11 protein-coding genes and 1 pseudogene are annotated in these 20,706 nt (G+C 51.2%); 3 read left to right on the top strand and 9 right to left on the bottom strand.

What is annotated here, in order from left to right; genetic code table 11:
• Positions 1-9: 9 nt before the first annotated feature.
• The 5 genes from ACU52_RS10075 to ACU52_RS10055 form a co-directional block, all read right to left on the bottom strand.
• Positions 10-1,512, bottom strand: a complete 1,503-nt coding sequence (locus ACU52_RS10075) for a DNA methyltransferase (RefSeq protein WP_162207765.1) — start codon at positions 1,510-1,512, stop codon at positions 10-12.
• Positions 1,513-2,322: 810 nt separating this feature from the next.
• Positions 2,323-3,420: a metallophosphoesterase gene (locus ACU52_RS10070; RefSeq protein ID WP_193391581.1), complete on the bottom strand. Its 1,098-nt coding sequence runs from the start codon at positions 3,418-3,420 to the stop codon at positions 2,323-2,325.
• 161 nt (positions 3,421-3,581) lie between these two features.
• Positions 3,582-4,877 (bottom strand): TolC family protein, encoded by a 1,296-nt coding sequence (locus tag ACU52_RS10065; RefSeq protein ID WP_021853577.1) that lies wholly within the window; start codon positions 4,875-4,877, stop codon positions 3,582-3,584.
• A gap of 24 nt (positions 4,878-4,901) precedes the next feature.
• Positions 4,902-8,009 carry an efflux RND transporter permease subunit gene (locus ACU52_RS10060; protein ID WP_053398689.1) on the bottom strand — a complete coding sequence of 1,036 codons (3,108 nt, stop codon included), beginning with the start codon at positions 8,007-8,009 and terminating at the stop codon, positions 4,902-4,904.
• Positions 8,006-9,031, bottom strand: a complete 1,026-nt coding sequence (locus ACU52_RS10055) for an efflux RND transporter periplasmic adaptor subunit (RefSeq protein WP_021853579.1) — start codon at positions 9,029-9,031, stop codon at positions 8,006-8,008. The genes ACU52_RS10060 and ACU52_RS10055 overlap by 4 nt, the downstream gene beginning before the upstream one ends.
• Positions 9,032-9,238: 207 nt before the next feature.
• Here ACU52_RS10055 and ACU52_RS10050 point away from each other — a divergent pair, with 207 nt between their 5' ends.
• Entirely contained in the window at positions 9,239-10,147 is a 909-nt protein-coding gene (locus ACU52_RS10050; RefSeq protein ID WP_053398688.1) for a helix-turn-helix domain-containing protein, read from the top strand.
• Positions 10,148-10,338: 191 nt separating this feature from the next.
• Here the strand turns inward: ACU52_RS10050 and ACU52_RS10045 are convergent, their stop codons facing one another.
• Positions 10,339-11,556, bottom strand: coding sequence for a 3-deoxy-D-manno-octulosonic acid transferase (locus ACU52_RS10045; protein ID WP_053398687.1), 1,218 nt, complete (start codon positions 11,554-11,556; stop codon positions 10,339-10,341).
• Between the two features lie 22 nt (positions 11,557-11,578).
• Positions 11,579-13,096 carry a glutamate--tRNA ligase gene (gltX, locus tag ACU52_RS10040; RefSeq protein ID WP_021853582.1) on the bottom strand — a complete coding sequence of 506 codons (1,518 nt, stop codon included), beginning with the start codon at positions 13,094-13,096 and terminating at the stop codon, positions 11,579-11,581.
• A 106-nt stretch (positions 13,097-13,202) separates the two neighbouring features.
• Here gltX and ACU52_RS10035 point away from each other — a divergent pair, with 106 nt between their 5' ends.
• Both ACU52_RS10035 and ACU52_RS10030 read left to right on the top strand, forming a co-directional pair.
• Positions 13,203-15,293, top strand: coding sequence for an HD family phosphohydrolase (locus ACU52_RS10035; RefSeq protein ID WP_021853583.1), 2,091 nt, complete (start codon positions 13,203-13,205; stop codon positions 15,291-15,293).
• 222 nt (positions 15,294-15,515) lie between these two features.
• On the top strand, positions 15,516-17,186 hold the full coding sequence (locus tag ACU52_RS10030) for a transporter (protein WP_053398686.1): 1,671 nt from the start codon (positions 15,516-15,518) through the stop codon (positions 17,184-17,186).
• A gap of 414 nt (positions 17,187-17,600) precedes the next feature.
• Here ACU52_RS10030 and priA read toward each other — a convergent pair.
• Positions 17,601-19,872: pseudogene (gene priA / locus ACU52_RS10025) on the bottom strand (replication restart helicase PriA).
• 171 nt (positions 19,873-20,043) lie between these two features.
• Positions 20,044-20,667, bottom strand: coding sequence for a porin family protein (locus ACU52_RS10020; RefSeq protein WP_021853587.1), 624 nt, complete (start codon positions 20,665-20,667; stop codon positions 20,044-20,046).
• Between the last annotated feature and the right edge of the window lie 39 nt (positions 20,668-20,706).

The following is a 20,706-nucleotide window of genomic DNA, read 5'->3' as shown; positions in this document are numbered from 1 at the left end:
TTTTCTTATTTATATTTTTTCATTACATACACCAACAATAATAACAGTTACAGCAGCATTCAATCTTGCATTATTAGACCATTTGAATGAAGTATATGCAAAATTGATAGCTTCATTATTGGCTACAATCCTTTTCCACAATATTGACATCTGTAATCCTTGGCATATTGAATTTGTTGATACAAAAGCATATTTACCTTTGGTGTTTTTAATATAATTTGAGCCTGCAAAAAACCAACATGAAATATAATCTAATTCACCAAAATTTTCCTTGAATAAAATCTCCATGTCTGTTTTCTGTTCTTTGTTTTGTCGCCTACTCCCTAAATACGGAGGATTCCCCATAACATAAACTTCCTCATCTGGCGTGTGCGGACAAACTGTATTCCAATCAACACGACACGCATTCTGGCACACAATGTGTCCGCTCGGACGAAGAGGTAAAGCGTCAACATGGACACCAAATGCAGAATAAAACTTATTATTCATCTGATGTTCAGCTAACCAAAGAGAAAGCGTAGCCGTATCGCATGCAAAATCGTCAATCTCGATGCCATAAAACTGTTGCAGACTTATATTAGACATCGGCAGTTCTGATTCTCCAAGTTTGCGCAAAACTTCCCATATCTCAATTTCAAGTTCACGAATACGCTTATATGTAACGATAAGGAAGTTGCCACTACCACAAGCCGGATCGAAAAACTTTATTTTTCCAAGCCTTGCCAACAGTCTGCGCAAACGCTTTATGTCTTTTGTGTCTTTCGCCACAGTAAATTCATCACGCAAATCATCGAGAAACAACGGACAGATAAGTTTCATAATGTTAGGCACAGACGTATAATGCATACCCAGCCCGGCACGCATCTCTGGAGTTACGACAGCCTGAATCATAGAGCCGAATATGTCGGGATTAATGTCTTTCCAATCAAAATCACCACACTTAATCATAAGCACACGTGTACGACGGCTCAACACTGGTATGGGTATGCGTTCTTTAAACAATCCGCCGTTGACGTATGGAAAAACAGAAAACTGCTTAGGCAAAGTATTACGTACGTCAGGATTGTCGGTAGACATTGCAAAAAAAGCCCTGTCGATAAACTCTGCAAGGTCGTGTCCGTCTTCAGCAGTAAACTGTATTATGGCATTTGTAAAAAGATTCTGTTCAGGAAACAGGTTCGTGTCTTCAGCAAAATAGCAGAACAAGAGGCGCGACATAAAGATATTAAGATTATGCATCTCTTCTTTATCCTTAATATCATTATGACGCCTTATCTCATCAAATATCTTAGCCATAAGCTCCGCTGACTTTATATCAGCTTCAGCTTCTTCAACATTTCTTATTTTCTCTATACCGGCAAGCGGGCAAAAAAACTCAAAATCTTTCCACAACAACCCTACTTCGTTTTCATATATATCTTGCTCTTTAGGGTCGAGAGCCACAATTTTACTTCCGTCGCTTACTACAAAAAGACGAGGCGTATGCTTTATTATCTTTTTGTCTGCCTGCATATCCTTTATCTCATCATAGAAGTCAAGCTCACCTTTCGGGCGATATGCTATCAGATTTGGTATAAGCACAGTTCGTCCGTCTTTTGCCTTATTGCCCACTCCGTCGCGGATGCGTTTTATATTGCCATCACCGTAACCACAAAATATACGGAGAAGACTATATATCAGCTCTTCTCCTGAAGGTCTGCTTTCATTTAACTTCTCGAGCGCATCCTGCGCCTCTATATGTGAAAACGACTTTGTCTTTTTTGCCATTGTGTCTATTTTAATTATAATGCTACAATAATAAACAATTGCATTCTGTCAGAAATTTGTATAAAAAGATGTTTACTTCATAGCAATTTCAAGTTGTCCAAATGTTTATTGCTTAGATTATTTACAATGCAATGTTCATATTCCGTTACGTATGCAAAGATAAATAATTATTGACTAATAAGCGTGATGTATTACAAGAAAAATATTCTCTGTATTGACGGATATATGCCAACATGAGTATAGCTTCTAATGATTTACCATGTTGCTTTCCCATTCAATAACACAAAAAAACCGTTCCTTTACTCTTAATATCATGGTCCGTCTCTCCTATTCCATCAGAATCCACGAAAAAAGGCTATGAGTTAGGCTTGAAAAGTGGGCCACTTTTGCATAAAAAGTGGCCGAGTTACAATGCGTAACTCGGCCACTAACAATTCGAAAGTAAATCGATAAATATTCCTTAATGGATAGGCTTATTTTAGGACTTAAATATCTAATCTGAAAGGGAAAATTATGTAAAATGTTACGATTTTCAGGGACTTTTTCTGACGACGGCTATTTGCGCCCCGTTATCGTAGCCACAACATACTCTGAACAGGTGCCTATGCGGAACTTGCCGCCCCAGATGCCAAGGCCCGAACTTACATAATATTGCGTGTTGCCGCGCTGCCACGGTCCGTAAGAGCACTCGTAGATGCGGTCGGTTATCCACGATATGGGCCATAGCTGCCCGCGATGGGTGTGGCCGCTAAGCTGAAAGTCAACGCCGGCACGCTCGGAGCGGTCGAGATGATAGGGCTGATGGTCGAGCAGAATGGTGTATCTGCTCTTGTCGGCACGGCGCATAAGCTCCGCCACGCTGCGGCGGCGCGGATTGGTGCGGTCGTCGCGGCCTATGATGCACAGCTGCCCCACGCATGCCATGCTGTCGCGCAGCAGCGTTATGCCGGCGTCGGCAAAGAACTTCTGCGCCTGCGGCTCGCCGCTGTAATACTCATGATTGCCAAGACAGGCATACACCGGAGCGTTGAGACGGCGCAGCTCTGACGCCATGTTCTCCTCGATGAGCGGACGCATGCTGATGTCTATCATGTCGCCGGCAATAAGAATAAGGTCGGCATGCTCGGCGTTAATCATGTCCACCCAGCGCGCCAGCTCCTTGCGGCGATTGTGATAGCCGAGATGAAGGTCGCTCATCATGACCACCTTGACGGGGCGTCCGAGATGCTTGTCGGTGGTGAGTTGTATGGTATGACGCACCTTGTTGTTATAATGAATGTTGCCGGCAATGAACACAAGCGCTACGACGGCAAACAGCACCGTGGACACGATGCAGTTGGAATAGAGCCATGAGCGCGGCACTATGTGAAGAAGCCGCCCGAGGTCGAGCAGCAGAAAGGCGATAACGAGATAAAGAAGGATGAATATGGAGGAGTTGCCCACCTCGTAACATGCCGAAGCCAGATTGAGGGGAAGGCCGTCGATGGCACGCGAAAAGTTAAGAAACAGGGTGAGAAAAGCCGCCAGACCAACGCTCACCACGGCCCAGCGCCAGCCCGCCGACAGCGGCAGGAGGTACCACACATGCCACAGAACATAGGCAAGGCCGACGAACGGCAGCACGAAGAAAAGAACAAACCACATTGTTTTCATTGTTTTAAGTATGGCTGCAAAGTTACATCTTTCGCCGCACTTACGGCACGGCAGCAGCACGAAAAACGGGATAATGGTAATATTTTCGGTAAAACATGCACAACAGACAGACAAAAAAAACACGCCCGAAGAATTCTCTCCGGGCGCAAGTCAAAACAATACTATCTACCTGTTAACTGAAGATATTGAAGAGTCAGTATTTTATAATTGCAATAAGTTTCAACGAAGCGGTCGCGGCTCTGCGTGTATTGCGTCTGAGCCTTCAGCAGGTCGGTCATGGTGGCGGTTCCGGCGCGATAGTAGCTGTTGTTGAGCCTCAGGTTTTCGGCAGCCTGCTCTATCGACTTGCAGGCTATGCCCAGCTGAGTGTATGCCGTGTTGAGGTCGTTCCATGCCTTCTGCATGCCGATGACGAGCAACTGCGACTTGTCCGTAAGCTCGGTCTGCGCGTCGGCAACCTCCATCTTGCGGCGCTTTATGGCGTGGCTTCCGCCCCACCATGCCGACAGCGGCACGTTGACCGTGGCAAACACCACGCCAAACGAGCGGCTGCAGTCGAGCAGGTCGTGATACATATATCCGGCGCCTACGCTCACCGTAGGCATGTTCTTGCCCACGTCGAGCTTCTGCTTCAGCCTCGTAGCCTCAACGTTCTTTTCGAGCAGGCGGTATTCGGGCGTAAGCTGCAGTGCCGACCGGTGGTCGCTCTTCAGCGAGGCGGGCGACTCGGGCATCTCTCCCACCCTGATGTCTGACACGAGGACAAAGCTGCTGTCCTCGAGTCCGAGATATTGTGCGAGCAGCATTCTTGCCACCGCGATGTTGCCCTCAAGGCTTACGCGGTTGCTCATGTTGTCGTTCTTCTCGAGCTGCACCTGCAGCAGGTCGTTCTTCAGCGCCACGCCGGCGTTGACAGAGTTGTTCACATCACGATAAATGCGCGTAAGCATAGTGTCAGCCACGTGCAGCGTGTTGAGTTTCTCGTTAAGAGCCACGAGCTGCCAGAAATACTGTTCGGCTGTAAGTTCCACGTCGTTTTCCGACTTTTCGAGCTGCAGCTTGCTCACGTCAACGCCCAGTCCGGCAAGCTTGTTGCCGTTGACAATCTGTCCGCCGGCAAACAGGGGCTGAACTGCCGTAACGCCTCCCATGAGTCCGTTTTTGCACATCTCCATGGCCATGTCGGGCTGAAGCTGCATCTTGGCCATGCCCTTGTCGGCATTGAAGCCCATGCCGGTGGCACTGACAATGGGAAAATAGTTGGTGAAGGCCTCTTTCTTTGTCTGCTCTGCCTCAGCCACTGCATTCTTGGCGTTGACCATCTTGGCATTATGGCTCACGGCCATGCTGCGGCACATCTCGGGCGTGAGGCCCGTCTGAGCCTGCACAGCTGCCGGACTAAGAACGGCAAGCAGACCGCAGAGGGCGCGCCCGATTAGTTTTATATCATTGTTCATAACGCTTTCTTATTTTTACTTTTATCATTCATTTTCAAGTTTCAGTCCTGCCTCACGACGCTTTGTCGATCCGCTCATCAGCAGCCAGTAGGCCACAGGCAGCACGGTGAGTATGAGCAGCATCGTAACCAGCGTGCCGTAACATATAACAGAACCCATGGGCATCCACAGACCGCTGCCGCCGAGAATCATCGGGATGACACCCATTGAGGCAGCCGCCGAGGTAAGGAAGATGGGACGCATACGACGCTTGGCCGAAAGGAAGATGGCCTCGTGGGCGGTCAGTTTCTCCTTTTCGCGCAGCTCTTCGGCATAGTCATACATTATTATGGCGTTGCGCACCAATATACCCATCAGGCTGATTATGCCGAGGAAGCACGTAAGACTGAACGTTACGCCTGAAATAACAACACCCAAGCTCGTACCAAATATTGTCATGGCAAGCGACACGAGCAGCAGGACGGCGGTGTTGATGCGATGGAAGTGCCATACAAGAATGAAGAAGATGATGACCACAGCCACGGCAAGAGCCGACAGAATCTGCGGCAGCGACTCCTGCGACTCGGCATACTCGCCGCCCCACTCGGCCGTAACGCCAGAAGGAAGGCGCGACGTGTCGAAGTTTTTCTGCAGTTCGGTGGTCAGCTCCATTACATTCTTATCGTTGACAACATCTGCCATCACGGTGATGGTGCGCAGACCGTTGCGGTGAGCTATCTGTCCGTCAGCCCATACAGGCTTAATATCGGCTATCTGACGCAAGGGCACCACGGAGAGTCCGCCGCTGACGGGTATAAGCTCGTCGGCAACGTCTTTCATAGCAGACGAGTCGGCATTAGTGCCTTTAAGGCATACTCCGTAGTTATAGTCGCCGTCCCATATCGTGCCGAGACTTATGCCGCTGCTGTTATAGCGCGTGGCGAGCGTGGCCTCAACCATGGCGTTGGTTACGCCCATGCGGCCGGCCTTGGTCTCGTCGAGCACTACGTCGGTGGTCAGCAGAGGCTCATTGACGTCGTTGCGCACAAGCATAAGGTAAGGATTGTTGCGCCACAGGCGCGTTACGGAGTCGGCAACCGACTTAAGCTGCTGCCAGTCATCGCCCGTAAGCCTTAGCTCAACAGGATTGGCATCCTGCGAATAAGACAGCTGCTTAAACCTCACATAAGCGTCGGGGAAGTGTGTGGCATACTTCATGCGGTAGTCTTTCAGCAGGGTCTCAGTATCGTGGTTACTCTTCGTATTGACGATAAACTGTGTATAGTTAGATCCGCCAAACTGCGGCGCATAGGCTGCATGGAAACGCGGCGACGAAGTGCCCTTGAACGATGCCACCGACACCACGCGGCTGTCTTTGCGCAGAATATGCTCCAGACTGTCGGCAACGGCAGCGGTGCGCTTGAGCGACGTGCCGTCGGGAAGGTAAATCTCAACGGCAAACTGGTTGCGCTCGGCCGTAGGCATCATCTTCTGCGGCAGCTGTGACACCATGACTGAACCAATCACTATGCTTGCCACGCCGACAGAAACGGTGATGTAAGGATGGGCAAAGCAGCGGCCTATGAGCCAGTCGTAATAGCGCTGAACGAGGTCGAGGAACGAGAACTTCTTCTTACCCCCTGTGCCAACAGGCTTGCGTATGAAGTAGAACTGAAGGAACGGCACTATAAGCTCTGCCACCAGAAGCGATATGAGCAGCACGATGGTGATGGACCACGGGAAATAAAGCAGAAAGTCGTGATACATACCGTTCATAGTAAGCAGGAACGGGAAGAACGTGATGCTTATGGCAAGCGTGGCCGAAAATATCGACTTGAAGAAATGGGTGGCACTGCTGATAGATGCCGTCCAGCGCGACTTGCCCTCGGCAAGCATCTCCATGTAGCTGTCGATTATCACGATGGAGTTGTCGACAATCATGCCAAGCGTAACAATAAGAGCAGCCAGCGTAACCGTGTTGAGCTCTATGCCGAACGCATAGAACAAACCTAATGAGATGAAAATAGAGATAGGGATGGTGGACGCCGCCACAAGAGCGACGCGCATCGGCAAGAACAGCATTATCACTATTACGACGGCTGCTATGGCAATGAGAAGTTCACGGAGAAAGTTTACGACGCTGTCGTTTACCACTTTGGTCTGGTCCGTTATGGTGAAGATGGTTACGTCTGACGGCAATGTCGACTTAAACTCGTCCATCACCTTTTCTATGTCAGCTCCCATGGCCGTTATGCTGCGGCCCTTCTTCATCTCCACACTCAGCACAAGACACTTCTGTCCGTTGTTGGTTACATACGACGACGGCTGGGGATACTCGCGCCTTATCTTGGCAACGTCCTTCAGACGTACCACGTTGCCTGACGGATCGGAGTAGACAACGAGTTGCTCAACATCGCCCACCACGTTGAGCGAGCGCTCCACCTGTATCGGACTGTCGTAGCCGTTGCCCTTCTGCGTGCCGGCAGTGGTAACGAAGCCCTTGGCAAAGAGGCTGGCGGCAATGGTGTTGGTGCCTATGCCGTAGTGGGACATCTTGTCGCTGTCGAGATATATTGATATTTGCTCCTTCTGCATTCCCAATACGTTCATGCGGCCGATGCTCTCAATGCGGCGCAGCCTGTCTTTCAGGTCGTCCATATAGTCGTTGAGCTCGCGGTAGGTCTTGTCCTTGCTCTCCATGGTTATGAGCAGGGCCGACGTGTCGCCGAAGTCGTCCTGAACCATGAGCGCAAGCACACCTGAAGGCAGCTGAGCCTTGAACGTGTTGATGCCGTGCTTGAACTTGCTCCAGAAGTTGTCCTTGTCGGTGCCCGACACATCGTCGTTAAGCTCAATCTGTATTATGGCCATGCCGTTGCGGCTGTACGACTTGGTCTTCTCTTTCTTTACTTCCTTATATGAGAATATGTAGTTTTCGAGCGGCTTTGTGAGCTGTTCTTCAACGTCCTGTGCCGACACACCCGGATAGACGGCTACAACCACACCCTGGCGCACCGTGAAGTCGGGAAACTCGTTCTTGTTCATGTCAGCCAGACCGTAGACGCCGAAGGCCACGAGACAGCATGCCACCATTATCACTATCTGGCGATAGTGCATGGCCCACTCTACGATGTTTCTTTTCTTCTTTGTCATAGTTCTGCTATTTTAGTTCCCTCGCTGACCTTCTGCTGTCCGCCGACAATAACCTTGTCGCCGGCGCTTATTCCGCTGTTAATCACCACGCGGCTGCCTACGCTCTCGCCCACCTCCACATAAGTCTTGTGAGCCTTTCCGCCTACGGCAGTCCACACAAAGGTGCGGTTGTCGGTGTCTATCAGTATCACATTGGCAGGCAGGGCCACGGCCGTGGCTGAAAGATTGTCGCCCACATAGGCCTCGCACACCATGCCCGGCAGCAGTTTATGGCCAGAGTTAGACACTTCTATCTTCACCTCATAAGAGCGCGACAGCGGGTCGGCAGCCACACCCTTCTCGGCCACGCGTCCGCTGCAGCTCATGTTCTGCAGTGCCGGCACGCGCACGAGGGCGCTCTGACCAACCTTTATGCCAGACATCTCGTCTTCGGGCACGGCAATCTTTATCTTCACCTTATTAATACTTACCAGCTTTATCACGGGCATACCGGGGGCGGCGTTCTGCCCTGCCTCGACAAGTTTTTCGGCCACGTATCCGCTGTATGGGGCATAAAGACGGCAGTCGGTCAGACTCTTGCGGGCAATGTTCTCGGTTGACACAGCCTGGCGCAGCTTGCTCTGCACTTCTATCCACTGCATCTCGGTGAGGCTTCCTTCGTCGTGCAGCTGCTTCATGCGCCTGAAGGCATCCTCAGCCTGCTCTCTCACGGCCTTGGCTGCATTGTAGGCATTGCGCACGCTGACAGGATCAACCTCGGCTATGAGGGCACCTTTCTTTACCATATCGCCCACAGACACATATACCTTTGTTACGGTTCCGCCCGAAGCAAAACTTAGAGCGGCATCGTCTGAGGCCTCTACCGTGCCCGAAAATTCCTGACTTCCACTTACGGGTACCGGCTCTGCCTTCTCTGTCTTCACCTTAACCGGCATCACCTCTCTCGCCTTTTCCTTGCCGGAGCATGATGCAAGAAGCACCACCGACAGCGCAAGGATTGCTAAATAACTTGCTTTGTTCATTTCCTTTGTATTTGTTCAAAAATTTTTTTGCAAAATTACGGATAAAGGCTTTTACTCTTGTGTTCTTATTTCCTAAACAAAAAATCCAAAAGTGGAGAATATGAACACTGCAAAGAATTTAGGAACACTATTATCTACTTTTAGATAGTTGCACTGTTTCAGTTAATACCTATCTTTGCACCCGAAGAACAAATTTTGACGCAACTTATGACAGATAACGAACTTAAAGTAGACATCGAATCAATAATCAACGAAGCCCAGACCGACTATTACGACGGAGACATCGTGGTAATGGAAAGCCTGAAGAACATCCCCACGGACAACCCCTGTAAGCTTGAGTTGCTGATAGTTATATATTGTGCCAGAGGAAGAGTTGAGTGCTGCATCAACGACTCTTACCACAGACTTGAAAAAGGCAATATAATGATATGTCTGCCTAACTCGCTCGTAACCGACATAAATACATCAGACGACATCGACCTGAAGATTCTCGGACTCTCGAGCAAGGCTCTTTTCAGAAGTCTTGACCTCAGCAAAAACTTTTGGAACATCGTATTATACGCATCTCATCACCCCGTGATAAGCCTCAACAGCGAAAAACAGATACTGATGAACAGATTCTACAGTCTGTTGCAGTTTAAGCTGGAAAGCATGGACGGGCTGTTTCACAGGGAAATAATGCGCTCGCTCTTTCAGTTTGCGTTCTATGAACTGGCCGAACTTATAGCATCATGCACAGACAATACTATATACAACGGGGTGATAAGACAGGGCGACCTGCTGTTCAGGCGCTTCATGGAGCTGCTGGCCGAGAACGGAGGCATGGAGCGATCGGTGAGTGCGTATGCCGAAAAACTGTGCATAACGCCCAAATATCTTTCGTCGCTGTCGAAAAAGGTCAGCGGAAGAACTGCGCTGAGCTGGATTCACCAGTTTACCATTGACGCGATAATAAAGAGACTGAGATACTCAAACATGACAATAAAGGAAATTTCGGACACGATGAACTTTCCTAACATATCATTCTTCGGCAAGTTTGTAAAGTCGCAGACAGGCATGTCGCCAAGCGAATACAGAAGAAACATGTACTCGTTTGACAGAAGGCCTATAAGATGAAAAACGGATTCTGCACGCCTGACTTCATCATATATCTCGGGAGAATGTGCAGGTCAAAGCAGCAGAAAGACTGCGGCTAAAATATAAAAGACCTTACATCACATACAAAGAAAAACACAAAAAGACAACAGCGCGTCGCCGTGTGAACGGCAGGCGCGCTGTGTCCTTATATTCATTAGCCAACAAAAAAATCAGAATTTAACTGCCGAGAGTATCTTTCCCGTTGCTCCGGCCTTGCTGCTTACATATTGCGCAGCCTTGTCGCCGTCTGCCTTGCGGAGGCTGTCGTCGGCTATATAGCTGTTTATCAGGCTCTCAAACTGCTGATAGCCGTCAATCTGACGGCCGCCGCCCGATGCAAGCAAGTCTTGCGCTTCCTGGAAACGCTCGTTGTTAGGACCGAATATCACCGGTATATTCCATACCGCCGCCTCGAGCACATTGTGTATGCCGACACCGAAACCGCCGCCAACATACGACACATGGCCGTAGCCATAGATGCTGGAGAGCAGACCGAAACAGTCGATAATGAGAATCTTTGCATCGGCAACGCTCTCAGGAGTGGCCTCGGTATACCTCACGGCCTTGCCCTTCAGCTTAGACAATATCTGCTGAAGATGGTCCTCGCCGATAACGTGCGGGGCAATAATCAGCTTCCAGTCGTCGCGGACGTTGAAATATTTGATGAAGATGTCCTCATCGGGAGGCCAGCTGCTTCCGGCCACAAACACTTTATAGTCTTGTCTGAAAGCCTCAACTATAGGCAGACTCTTGGCCTGGCTCTTTATCTGCAGCACACGGTCGAAACGCGTGTCGCCCGTAATCTCAACCTCAGTGATGCCGAGCTTGGCTAACAGCTGTCTGCTGACTTCGTTCTGAACGAAGAAACGTGTGAAGCACTTAAGCACATTGCTGTAGGTGCGGCCATACCAGCGGAAGAACACCTGATTGGGCCTGAATATGCTGCTCACGCTGTAGACAGGCACATTGCGGCGCTTCAGTATGTGCAGATAGTTCCACCAGAACTCATACTTGATGAAAAAAGCTACTTCGGGATGCACCAGATTAAGGAATCTGCGCGCATTGAAATACGTGTCGAGCGGCAGGTAGCATATTATGTCGGCTCCCTCATAGTTCTTTCTGACCTCATATCCTGAGGGCGAGAAGAACGTAAGAAGAATCTTAAGCTCGGGATGCTCGCGGCGCAGGCGCTCCATGATGGGACGACCCTGCTCAAACTCTCCGAGCGACGCCGCATGGAACCACACATAGCGTGAGCCGGGGTCAACGCTGTTCCTTAGCACTCTGAAGGCCTCGCGCTCGCCCCGCCACATCTTCTTTACCTTATCGTTGAACAGGCTCATCACGGCCACGCCCAGCGTGTAAAGGCTGATAACAATTTCGTACACGGCTTATGCTTGTTTGTTAGGTCTATTTAAGCACCTCGATTGCACGGCGCAGACGGCGCAGCGTCTCTTCCTTGCCGAGGAAAGCAGAAATGTCGAACATGCCCGGACCCTTGCCTTCGCCCACAAGAGTAAGACGGAAAGCATTCATCACGTCGCCCAGCTTGTAGCCCTTGCTCTCAACCCAAGCCATGACGATGTGCTCCTGATTCTCGAGCGAGAAGTCGTCAATGCCCTCAAGCACCTCGGCAAGCTCGCCCATAACCTGAGCCGAATTTTCCTTCCAGCGTTTACGCACGGTCTTCTCGTCATACTCTGTAGGAGGAATGAAGAAGAACGAGCAGAGCGGCCAAAGCTCCTTGACGAAGCTTACACGGTCTTTCATCATAGAAACAACCTTGGTTATGCGCTCCATAGACTCGTCGATGCCGTTGCCTGCAACGATAGGCGCAAACAGCTTAGAAATTTCCTCATTGCTCTTGCGCAGGATGTATTCGTGATTGAACCAGATGCCCTTCTGATAGTCGAAACGCGCTCCGGCCTTGCTGCACTTCGTTATGTCGAACTGCTCAACAAGCTCATCGAGAGTGAACATCTCCTGCTCTGTGCCCGGATTCCAGCCCAGCAGTGCAAGGAAGTTGATGACAGCCTCGGGGAAATATCCCTGCTCGCGGAAGCCGTTAGAAACCTCGCCGGTCTTAGGATCGTGCCACTCCAGCGGGAACACGGGGAAGCCCAGGCGGTCGCCGTCGCGCTTGCTCAGCTTGCCCTTTCCGTCCGGTTTGAGCAGCAGAGGCAGATGCGCAAAGCGCGGCATAGTGTCTTCCCAGCCAAAGGCTCTGTAAAGAAGCACGTGCAGCGGTGCGCTCGGCAGCCACTCCTCGCCACGGATAACGTGGCTAATCTCCATCAGGTGGTCGTCAACAATGTTTGCAAGGTGATATGTAGGAAGTTCGTCGGCGCTCTTATAAAGAACCTTGTCGTCAAGAATATCGCTCTTTATAACAACGTCGCCGCGTATCATGTCGTTAACGTGAACGTCCTCGCCCGGCTCAATCTTGAAGCGCACCACATACTGGTTGCCGTCGGCTATCAGCCTTTCAACCTCTTCGGCCGGCAATGTGAGCGAGTTGCGCATCATCATTCGCGTATGGGCATCATACTGGAAGTTCTTTATCTCCTGGCGTTTTGCCTCAAGCTCCTCGGGCGTGTCGAAGGCAATGTATGCCTTGCCGGCATCGAGCAGCTGGTCGACATATTTTCTGTATATCGCACGACGCTCGCTCTGACGGTAAGGACCATGTTCGCCGCCGAAGCTGACACCCTCGTCAAACTTGATGCCAAGCCATCTGAACGACTCTATGATATACTCCTCTGCGCCCGGAACAAAACGGTTTGAGTCTGTATCTTCTATTCTGAAAACGAAATCGCCGCCATGCTGACGGGCGAAAAGATAATTATACAATGCGGTACGTACGCCGCCTATATGCAACGCCCCGGTAGGACTTGGTGCAAAGCGCACCCTTACTTTTCTTTCTGCCATTTATTAATGAAGATAAGATAAATTTTGTGCAAAATTACAACTTTTTTAGCAAAGTGGCGTATTTTTTTATTATTTTCGCAGTGTAAAGCATTTAATACGAATAGAAATGGGCAAATTCAACAAAACTGACAAACATTATTTCAGAAACATCCTGACACGAGTGTCGCTGGTGGTTACGGCCGTGATCATCATCGTGGGCTTCCTTCCGCGCAACAGCGGACCGCAGTTCAGATACGACATAGGCAAGCCGTGGATGTACAGTTCGCTGATAGCCAAGTTCGACTTTCCTATCTACAAGACCGACGAGGCCATTAAAGGAGAGCAAGACAGCATAATAAAGGCATTTGAGCCTTACTACAACTATAACACGGCTGTAGAGAAGGAGCAGATCGGCAAGTTTCTGAGCAAATACAAGGAGGGCATACCCGGACTGCCCTACAACTATGTTACGACCATTGCCGACAGGCTTCACCGCCTGTATCAGGCAGGAATAATGGACACGCCCGAATACTCAGAGATAAGCAAGGACACCACAAGCACCATAAGGATTGTGAGCGGCAAGAAGGCCACCAACGCCGAAATAATGTGCATCTACTCGACGATGACGGCCTATGAACAGCTGTTCACCGACCAGAAGCTGGCCGAACAGAGGCAGATACTGCAGAAATGCAACCTGAACGAATATATACAGCCTAACCTCAACTATGACGAGGAGCGCAGCGAGACCGAGAAGGCCGACCTGCTCAGCACGATACCGCTGGCAAGCGGAATGGTGCTCAGCGGACAGAAGATAATAGACCGCGGCGAAATTGTGGACGACCACACGTACAGGGTGCTCAACTCGTTTGAGAAGGAGACGCAGAGGCGCAGCGCAACGGTGAGCGCCATACCGTCGACAATAGCCGGACAGATACTCTTCGTGGCCACGCTCATAATGCTGTTCACCACGTATCTCGGCCTGTTCCGCAAGGACTACTTTGAAAAGCCGCGCAGCATCACCATGCTCTACACGATGATAACGCTGTTCCCGATACTCGTGTCGGTGATGATGAGCCACAGCATACTGAACGTCTACGTGCTGCCGTTCACCATAGCACCGATATTCATACGAGTGTTCATGGACTCGCGAACGGCCTTCATATCGCACGTAACGATGATTCTGATATGTGCCGCCGCCGTGAAATATCAGTATGAGTTCATCATCGTGCAGCTTGTGGCGGGCCTCGTGGCCATCTATTCGCTGCGCGAACTGTCGCAGAGGGCGCAGCTGTTCAAGACGGCCGTGCTCGTGACGATAGGCAGCAGCGCCATGTATTTCGCGCTGCAGCTGATGCAGGACAACAACATCACGTCGATGGACCACAGCATGTATAAATACTTTATCGTGAACGGCGTGCTGCTGCTCTTTGCCTACCCGATGATGCTCATCATCGAGAAGGCGTTCGGGTTCATATCAAACGTTACGCTCATTGAGTTGTCAAACACCAGCAAGGACCTGCTGCGCCAGCTCAGCGAGGTGGCTCCGGGCACATTCCAGCACTCTGTCATGGTGAGCAACCTTGCCGCCGAGATAGCCAACAAGATCGGAGCTAAGGCGCAGCTCGTGAGAACTGGAGCCATGTATCACGACATAGGGAAGATGAAGAACCCGGCCTTCTTCACCGAAAACCAGGTGGGCACCAACCCGCTCGACAAGATGCCGCGCATAGAGGCGGCACAGATCGTGATAAGCCACGTAACCGAAGGACTGAAAATGGCTGAGAAGTTTAATCTGCCGAGCATAATAAAGGACTTTATAAACACTCACCACGGAAGCGGCAAGACAAAGTATTTCTACATATCGTACAAGAACGAACACCCCGACGAACCCGTGGACGACTCGCTCTTCACATATCCGGGCCCCGACCCGTTCACGCGCGAACAGGCCATACTGATGATGGCCGACACGGTGGAGGCGGCATCGAGGTCGCTGCCTGAATACACCGAGGAGAGCATATCCAACCTGGTGAACAGGCTCATAGACCAGCAGGTGAGCGAGGGATACTTTGTCTACTGCCCGATAACCTTCCACGACATAGCCGTGGCAAAGCAGGTGCTGACGGAGCGACTGAAGTCGATATACCACACGCGCACAAGCTATCCGGAACTGGCAAAGAAAAACAACAAGACCGAAAACACGCCGCCCGCAAAGCAATAAGGGCCGACGGCACAGCTGAAAAGGTCGCCAACGCTGTTGTAGATGCAGCGCAGGCGACCTTTTATTTATGCACGTGTATGACACAAAAACTTGCACACATCTATATATTTGTGCATTAACACGCCGCTATCTTGTTAATAAAAATTAAACAAAAGACTGCATTTTAGGAAATAAAGAACAAGAATGATACCTTTGCAGCCAATTTATTTAAGGTTATTAAAGATGAATAAAACAAAATTAATCTGCGCAGCTCTTGCACTGTCAGCAGCCGCAACGGCCAGCGCAGGCGGTATTCTTACTAACACCAATCAGAACATTGCTTTCCTGCGAAATCCGGCTCAGGATGCCGTGATCGGCATTGCCGGTGTGTACAGCAACCCTGCCGGAGTGGCATTTATGAACAACGGATTCCATCTGTCGCTCAACATCCAGAACGCTCACCAGACGCGTGAGATAACCTCAACGTTCGCTCCGTTTGCCTATGGAGCCAAGAACTTCGGCAACACCACCAAGACTTTCAAGGGCGAGGCCAACGCCCCAATCATACCGTCGATACAGGCGGCATACAACAAAAACAACTGGAGCTTCCAGTTTAACTTCGCCATCACGGGCGGAGGCGGCAAGTGTGTGTTCGACGACGGCCTGTCGTCGTTTGAGGGCAACATAGCCCTGCTGCCGCTGCTGTCGCAGAACCTCGACGTGCTGACAAACGAACTCGGACTGGGCTCGCTGGGCCTACCCACGGTGTCGCAGTATGACATGGACACATACATGCGCGGACGCCAATACTATTACGGTTTTACGCTCGGAGCGGCACGCAAGCTGAACGACCACTGGTCGGTATATCTGGGCGCACGTGTGCTATACGGCAACTCTAACTATTACGGCTACGTGAAGAACATCAAGGCCAACATAAACGGCGAGATGGTAAGCGCGCCCGAGACGTTCAAGAACCTTTCGGCACAGACTGCCGTGGCTGTGGGCACATACACAGAGATGGCCAACATGTATCAGCAGGCAGGCGACATGGCCAACGCAGCCAAATATGCACAGCTGGCAAAGGACTATAAGGTGAAGGCCGTGATGCTGGGTGCGCTCGGCTCTGCCACAGAGGACGTAACGCTAAACTGCGACCAGACCGGATGGGGCATCGCGCCGATAATCGGTGTTGACTATAAGACGGGAGACTTTAACTTTGCAGCAAAGTATGAATTCAAGACGCGCATGCGCCTGAAGAACCGCTCTGCCAACAGCGAGAGCGCCAAGAACCTGGAGCAACTCAACCGCTATACCGACGGAATTGAGGTGGCTGAAGACTCGCCGGCTCTGCTGACGCTGGGAGCACAGTGGTCGCCGCTGCAGCAGTTGCGCATCTCTGCCGGATGGCACCACTACTTTGACACAGACGCAAAGCAGTTTGACAACCACCAGGACAAGCTCGGAGGCAACACCAACGAGTATCTCTTCGGTGCAGAGTATGACATCAACAAGAGAGTGCAGGTGAGCGCCGGAGCGCAGTTTACGGAGTATGACTTCACCGACAGCTACATGGAGGACATCAGCTTCAACGTAAGCTCTTGCTCTGTGGGCCTGGGCGTGGGCATTAAGCTGACCGAGAAGATGAAGCTCAACCTGGCTTACTTCCAGACATTCTACAAGGACTACAAGCGCGAGACCAACGACTACTACAACATCTCCGGACTGGCAGGAAAGGTTATCGGCAACGTGGCCAACGAGCTGCTGGGCCCGGAGGCTGCACAGGTGGCCGTAGACAAGACCACGGCACTGCTGACCACGCCTGACCCGTCGACAGGAAAGAGCATGCTGTACGGCGCCGACACGTTCACACGCACTAACCGTGTGTTCGGTATCGGACTTGACATCGACTTTTAATTCCTACGCAATGTAATGCCGCTGATTATCAGTGCGTTACGAGCATCATAATCTTACTTTTGCAAAAGGCCGCCTTTTATCGTCTAAAAGGTGGCCTTTTACGTTGCAATATGTGGCCTTTTGGAAGGCAAAAGACCACATATTGGAAATACATATATAATCAACCATTTTTTCAGCGGCAACAGCAGGCTCTGCAGCCGGTTAAGAATGACGTGGTTAAACCTAAACCGGCATCAGTATTCTGCCTGTTGTTTTGCTTTATTCTGAGCGTATTTCCGTCTGTTATTTAGCAGGCATAGTACGCCATGTCAAGAAAAGCGGACGGAAAAACGGCAACAGAAAACGGAAAGATGGCAGAGAGCCGGAATACACGAAACAGACAACACGACGTGCGGTCTGATGTCCTGATTGGGATTAAAGGGGGTCGACATCGAAGTAAATCTGAACAGAACGATACTTGGCGTCCTGCCCCATCATGGCCTGTGCCTTGCGCAGATAGAGGCGCACCTTGGCAAGATCGATGCCGTTTTCGAGCTTCAGCATAATCTTGCGTATGTTGAGCGTCTTCACCTTCGACACCGAAGGCTTGTCGGGACCGAGCACACGGCTGCCGAACCAGCCGCGCAGTATGTCGCCGAGACGCATGGAAGCGGAGGCCACCACGGCGTCGTCGCGATGCTTCAGAAAGACATATATCAGATGGCAGAACGGCGGATAGCAGAACGCCTGGCGCTCCTCGAGCTGGTCGGCAAACAGTCCTTCGCAGTCGTTGCGCACCACCTGCGTTATGACAGGCAGCTGCGGGCTCTTGGTCTGCAGTATCACGAGACCCTGCTTGCCCTTGCGCCCGGCGCGTCCGGCCACCTGCGCCATCATCATGAAGGCATGCTCGTAGGCACGGAAGTCGGGATAGTTGAGCATGCTGTCGGCATTCAATATGCCTACCACGCTCACCTTGTCGAAGTCGAGGCCCTTGCTCACCATCTGCGTACCTATCAGAATGTCGGTCTTATGAGCCGAGAAGTCGCTTATCAGCCTCTCATAGGCGTTGCGCGTGCGGGTGGTGTCGAGGTCCATGCGTGCCACGCGGGCATCGGGAAACAGCTCCATCACGTAGTCTTCCACCTTCTCCGTGCCATATCCTCGCCCACGCAGGTTGCGGCTTCCGCAGCAGGGGCACACCTCGGGCACGGTGTATGTCGTGCCGCAATAGTGGCACGTAAGCTGTCCGAGGCTCTTATGGTATGTGAGCGACACGTCGCACTTGTCGCAGTGTGGCACCCATCCACACTCGCGACACTCTATCATCGGCGCGAAGCCGCGGCGGTTCTGAAACAGTATGGCCTGCTCGCCGTTGTCCAAGGCCTTGCGCACGGCTGCCATCAGGCGGGGCGAGAACGGACCACTCATCATCTTGCGGCGCTGCAGGTCTTTAATGTCCACCACCTCAATCTCGGGCAGGCGTATGTCGTTATAACGCTGCATAAGGCTCACCAGGCCAAACTTGCCCGTATGGGCGTTGTTCCAGCTCTCGAGCGAAGGCGTGGCAGAGCCGAGCAGCACCTTTGCGCCAAACTTGCGCGCAAGCATTATGGCCACGCTGCGGGCATGATAGCGCGGGGCGGGGTCTTGCTGCTTGAACGATGTCTCGTGCTCCTCGTCGATGATGACAAGGCCGAGATTGGTGAACGGCAGGAGCACGGCCGAGCGCGCACCGAGTATCACGTCGTAGGGCGCGGCAGACAGCTGCTTCTTCCATATCTCCACGCGTTCGGCGTCGGAATACTTTGAATGGTATATGCCGAGGCGGTTGCCGAACACGCGCTGAAGGCGCTGGCGTATCTGCACGGTGAGCGCTATCTCAGGCAGCAGATAGAGCACCTGCTGCCCGCGCTCGATGGCCTGGCGTATGAGATGTATGTAGATTTCGGTCTTGCCGCTCGACGTTACGCCGTGAAGCAGCACCACGGTTTTTTTTCAGAAAGCTGAAAACTATATTGTTGTAGGCCGTCTGCTGAGCCTCGTTGAGCGGCTTTATCAGCTCGGGATGCGGCTCTCCGGCATTGTTCAGCCGGCCTATCTCGCGCTCGTAGGTGTTCAGGAATTTTCTTACGACAAGATTTCTGAACACTGCCGAAGTGCAGTGTGTCTCGTTCATAAGCTCGTCGCGGCTCACCTCGGCCACGGGTTCGGCACATGTGTCGCCGCTTATGGTGTCCCAGTGAGAGAGCGTGAGGAATGTCTCAAACACCTTAAGCTGGGCCGTAGCACGCTTCAGCACGTCGAGAGCCACACGTATGGCGCGCTCGCTGTGATATTCGGGCGCAAGCGACACATAGGTCTCGGTCTTTGCCGTGTATCCGTCCTCGCTCTTGAGTCCCGACGGCAGGGCAGCGTTCATCACGTCGCCAACAGACGACAGATAGTAGTCGGCCATCCATCGCCACAGCTCAAGCTGCACGGCATTTACCACAGGAGCGTCGTCCATCACGGTAGATATGTCCTTAACATTGAAGTCGGGCTTGTTGTTGTGTGTCCTCACCACCAGCCCCACGTATGTCTTGCTCTTGCCAAACGGCACGAGCACCCTTATGCCCTGCCCCACGCGTCCGGCAAGACTGTCGGGCACGGAGTAGGTGAACAGGCTGTCAAGCGGCAGCGGAAGTATGATATCTGCGTAAGTCATCTGTTGTGCAAAAATACAGAATTATGCCCAAATGCACAAAAGAAGAAAGTGCTTGTTTGCACAAAAACCATAAATGGCGGAATAAAGAGGTACAAAAAAAGGAGACATTTCATGCCGACGCAGAAATGTCTCCAATGGAATTATTCTATGCTTTTAAAGAATTTGCCCGGATCAGAAATAGTAGGCAGCAGAAATCTGCCATGTGTTTGAACGGCCGCGCAGCACGCTCTCAGCACCGTCGAGAACGGTTATCTCGCCTGTCTTGCCGCAAACGATGTTATAGTTGGCACCAACCTGCAGATGGCCTAACAGCATTACACCTGCACCAACGTTTACACTGAAGTTAGAGGTGTTGAGTCTCCATTCTGCCACGTCCTTATACAGGCTCTGGTTCTTGTCGCCAACGTTGAATCCAAACTGAGGTCCGGCTGCGAGATAAACGGCAGCAAGGCTTCCCAGACCGATGTCATAACGGAGGTTGATAGGAATATTGATTGACTTCTGCTTCAGTCTTGTTGACACCAGAGTGTTGTCGTCAGCCTCAACATTGACCTCGCCTTCACGCTGGTCGTAGAGCGCAGAAGCATCGATGCCAAGGCCTACGATGGGGAGTGTGAACTTGATAGTCGGACCGATGAAGAATCCGGTGCGGTTTGATGTCTCGAATACATCATTACTGAGCGACATGTCTGTGATGTTAAGACCACCCTTGATACCAAACTTCAGCTGTGCGTTTGCCGGCACGGCGAAATAGGTTGCCGCTACAAGAACAATCAGTGTAAATAACTTTTTCATAAGCTTTCATTTTAAGTGTTTATAAATTTGGCTGCCCCG

This window comes from Xylanibacter rarus, from assembly GCF_001275135.1.
Classification (GTDB): domain Bacteria; phylum Bacteroidota; class Bacteroidia; order Bacteroidales; family Bacteroidaceae; genus Prevotella; species Prevotella rara.
Note: the sequence above shows the minus strand (reverse complement) of the source record. Positions and strands in the feature narration are given on the sequence as shown.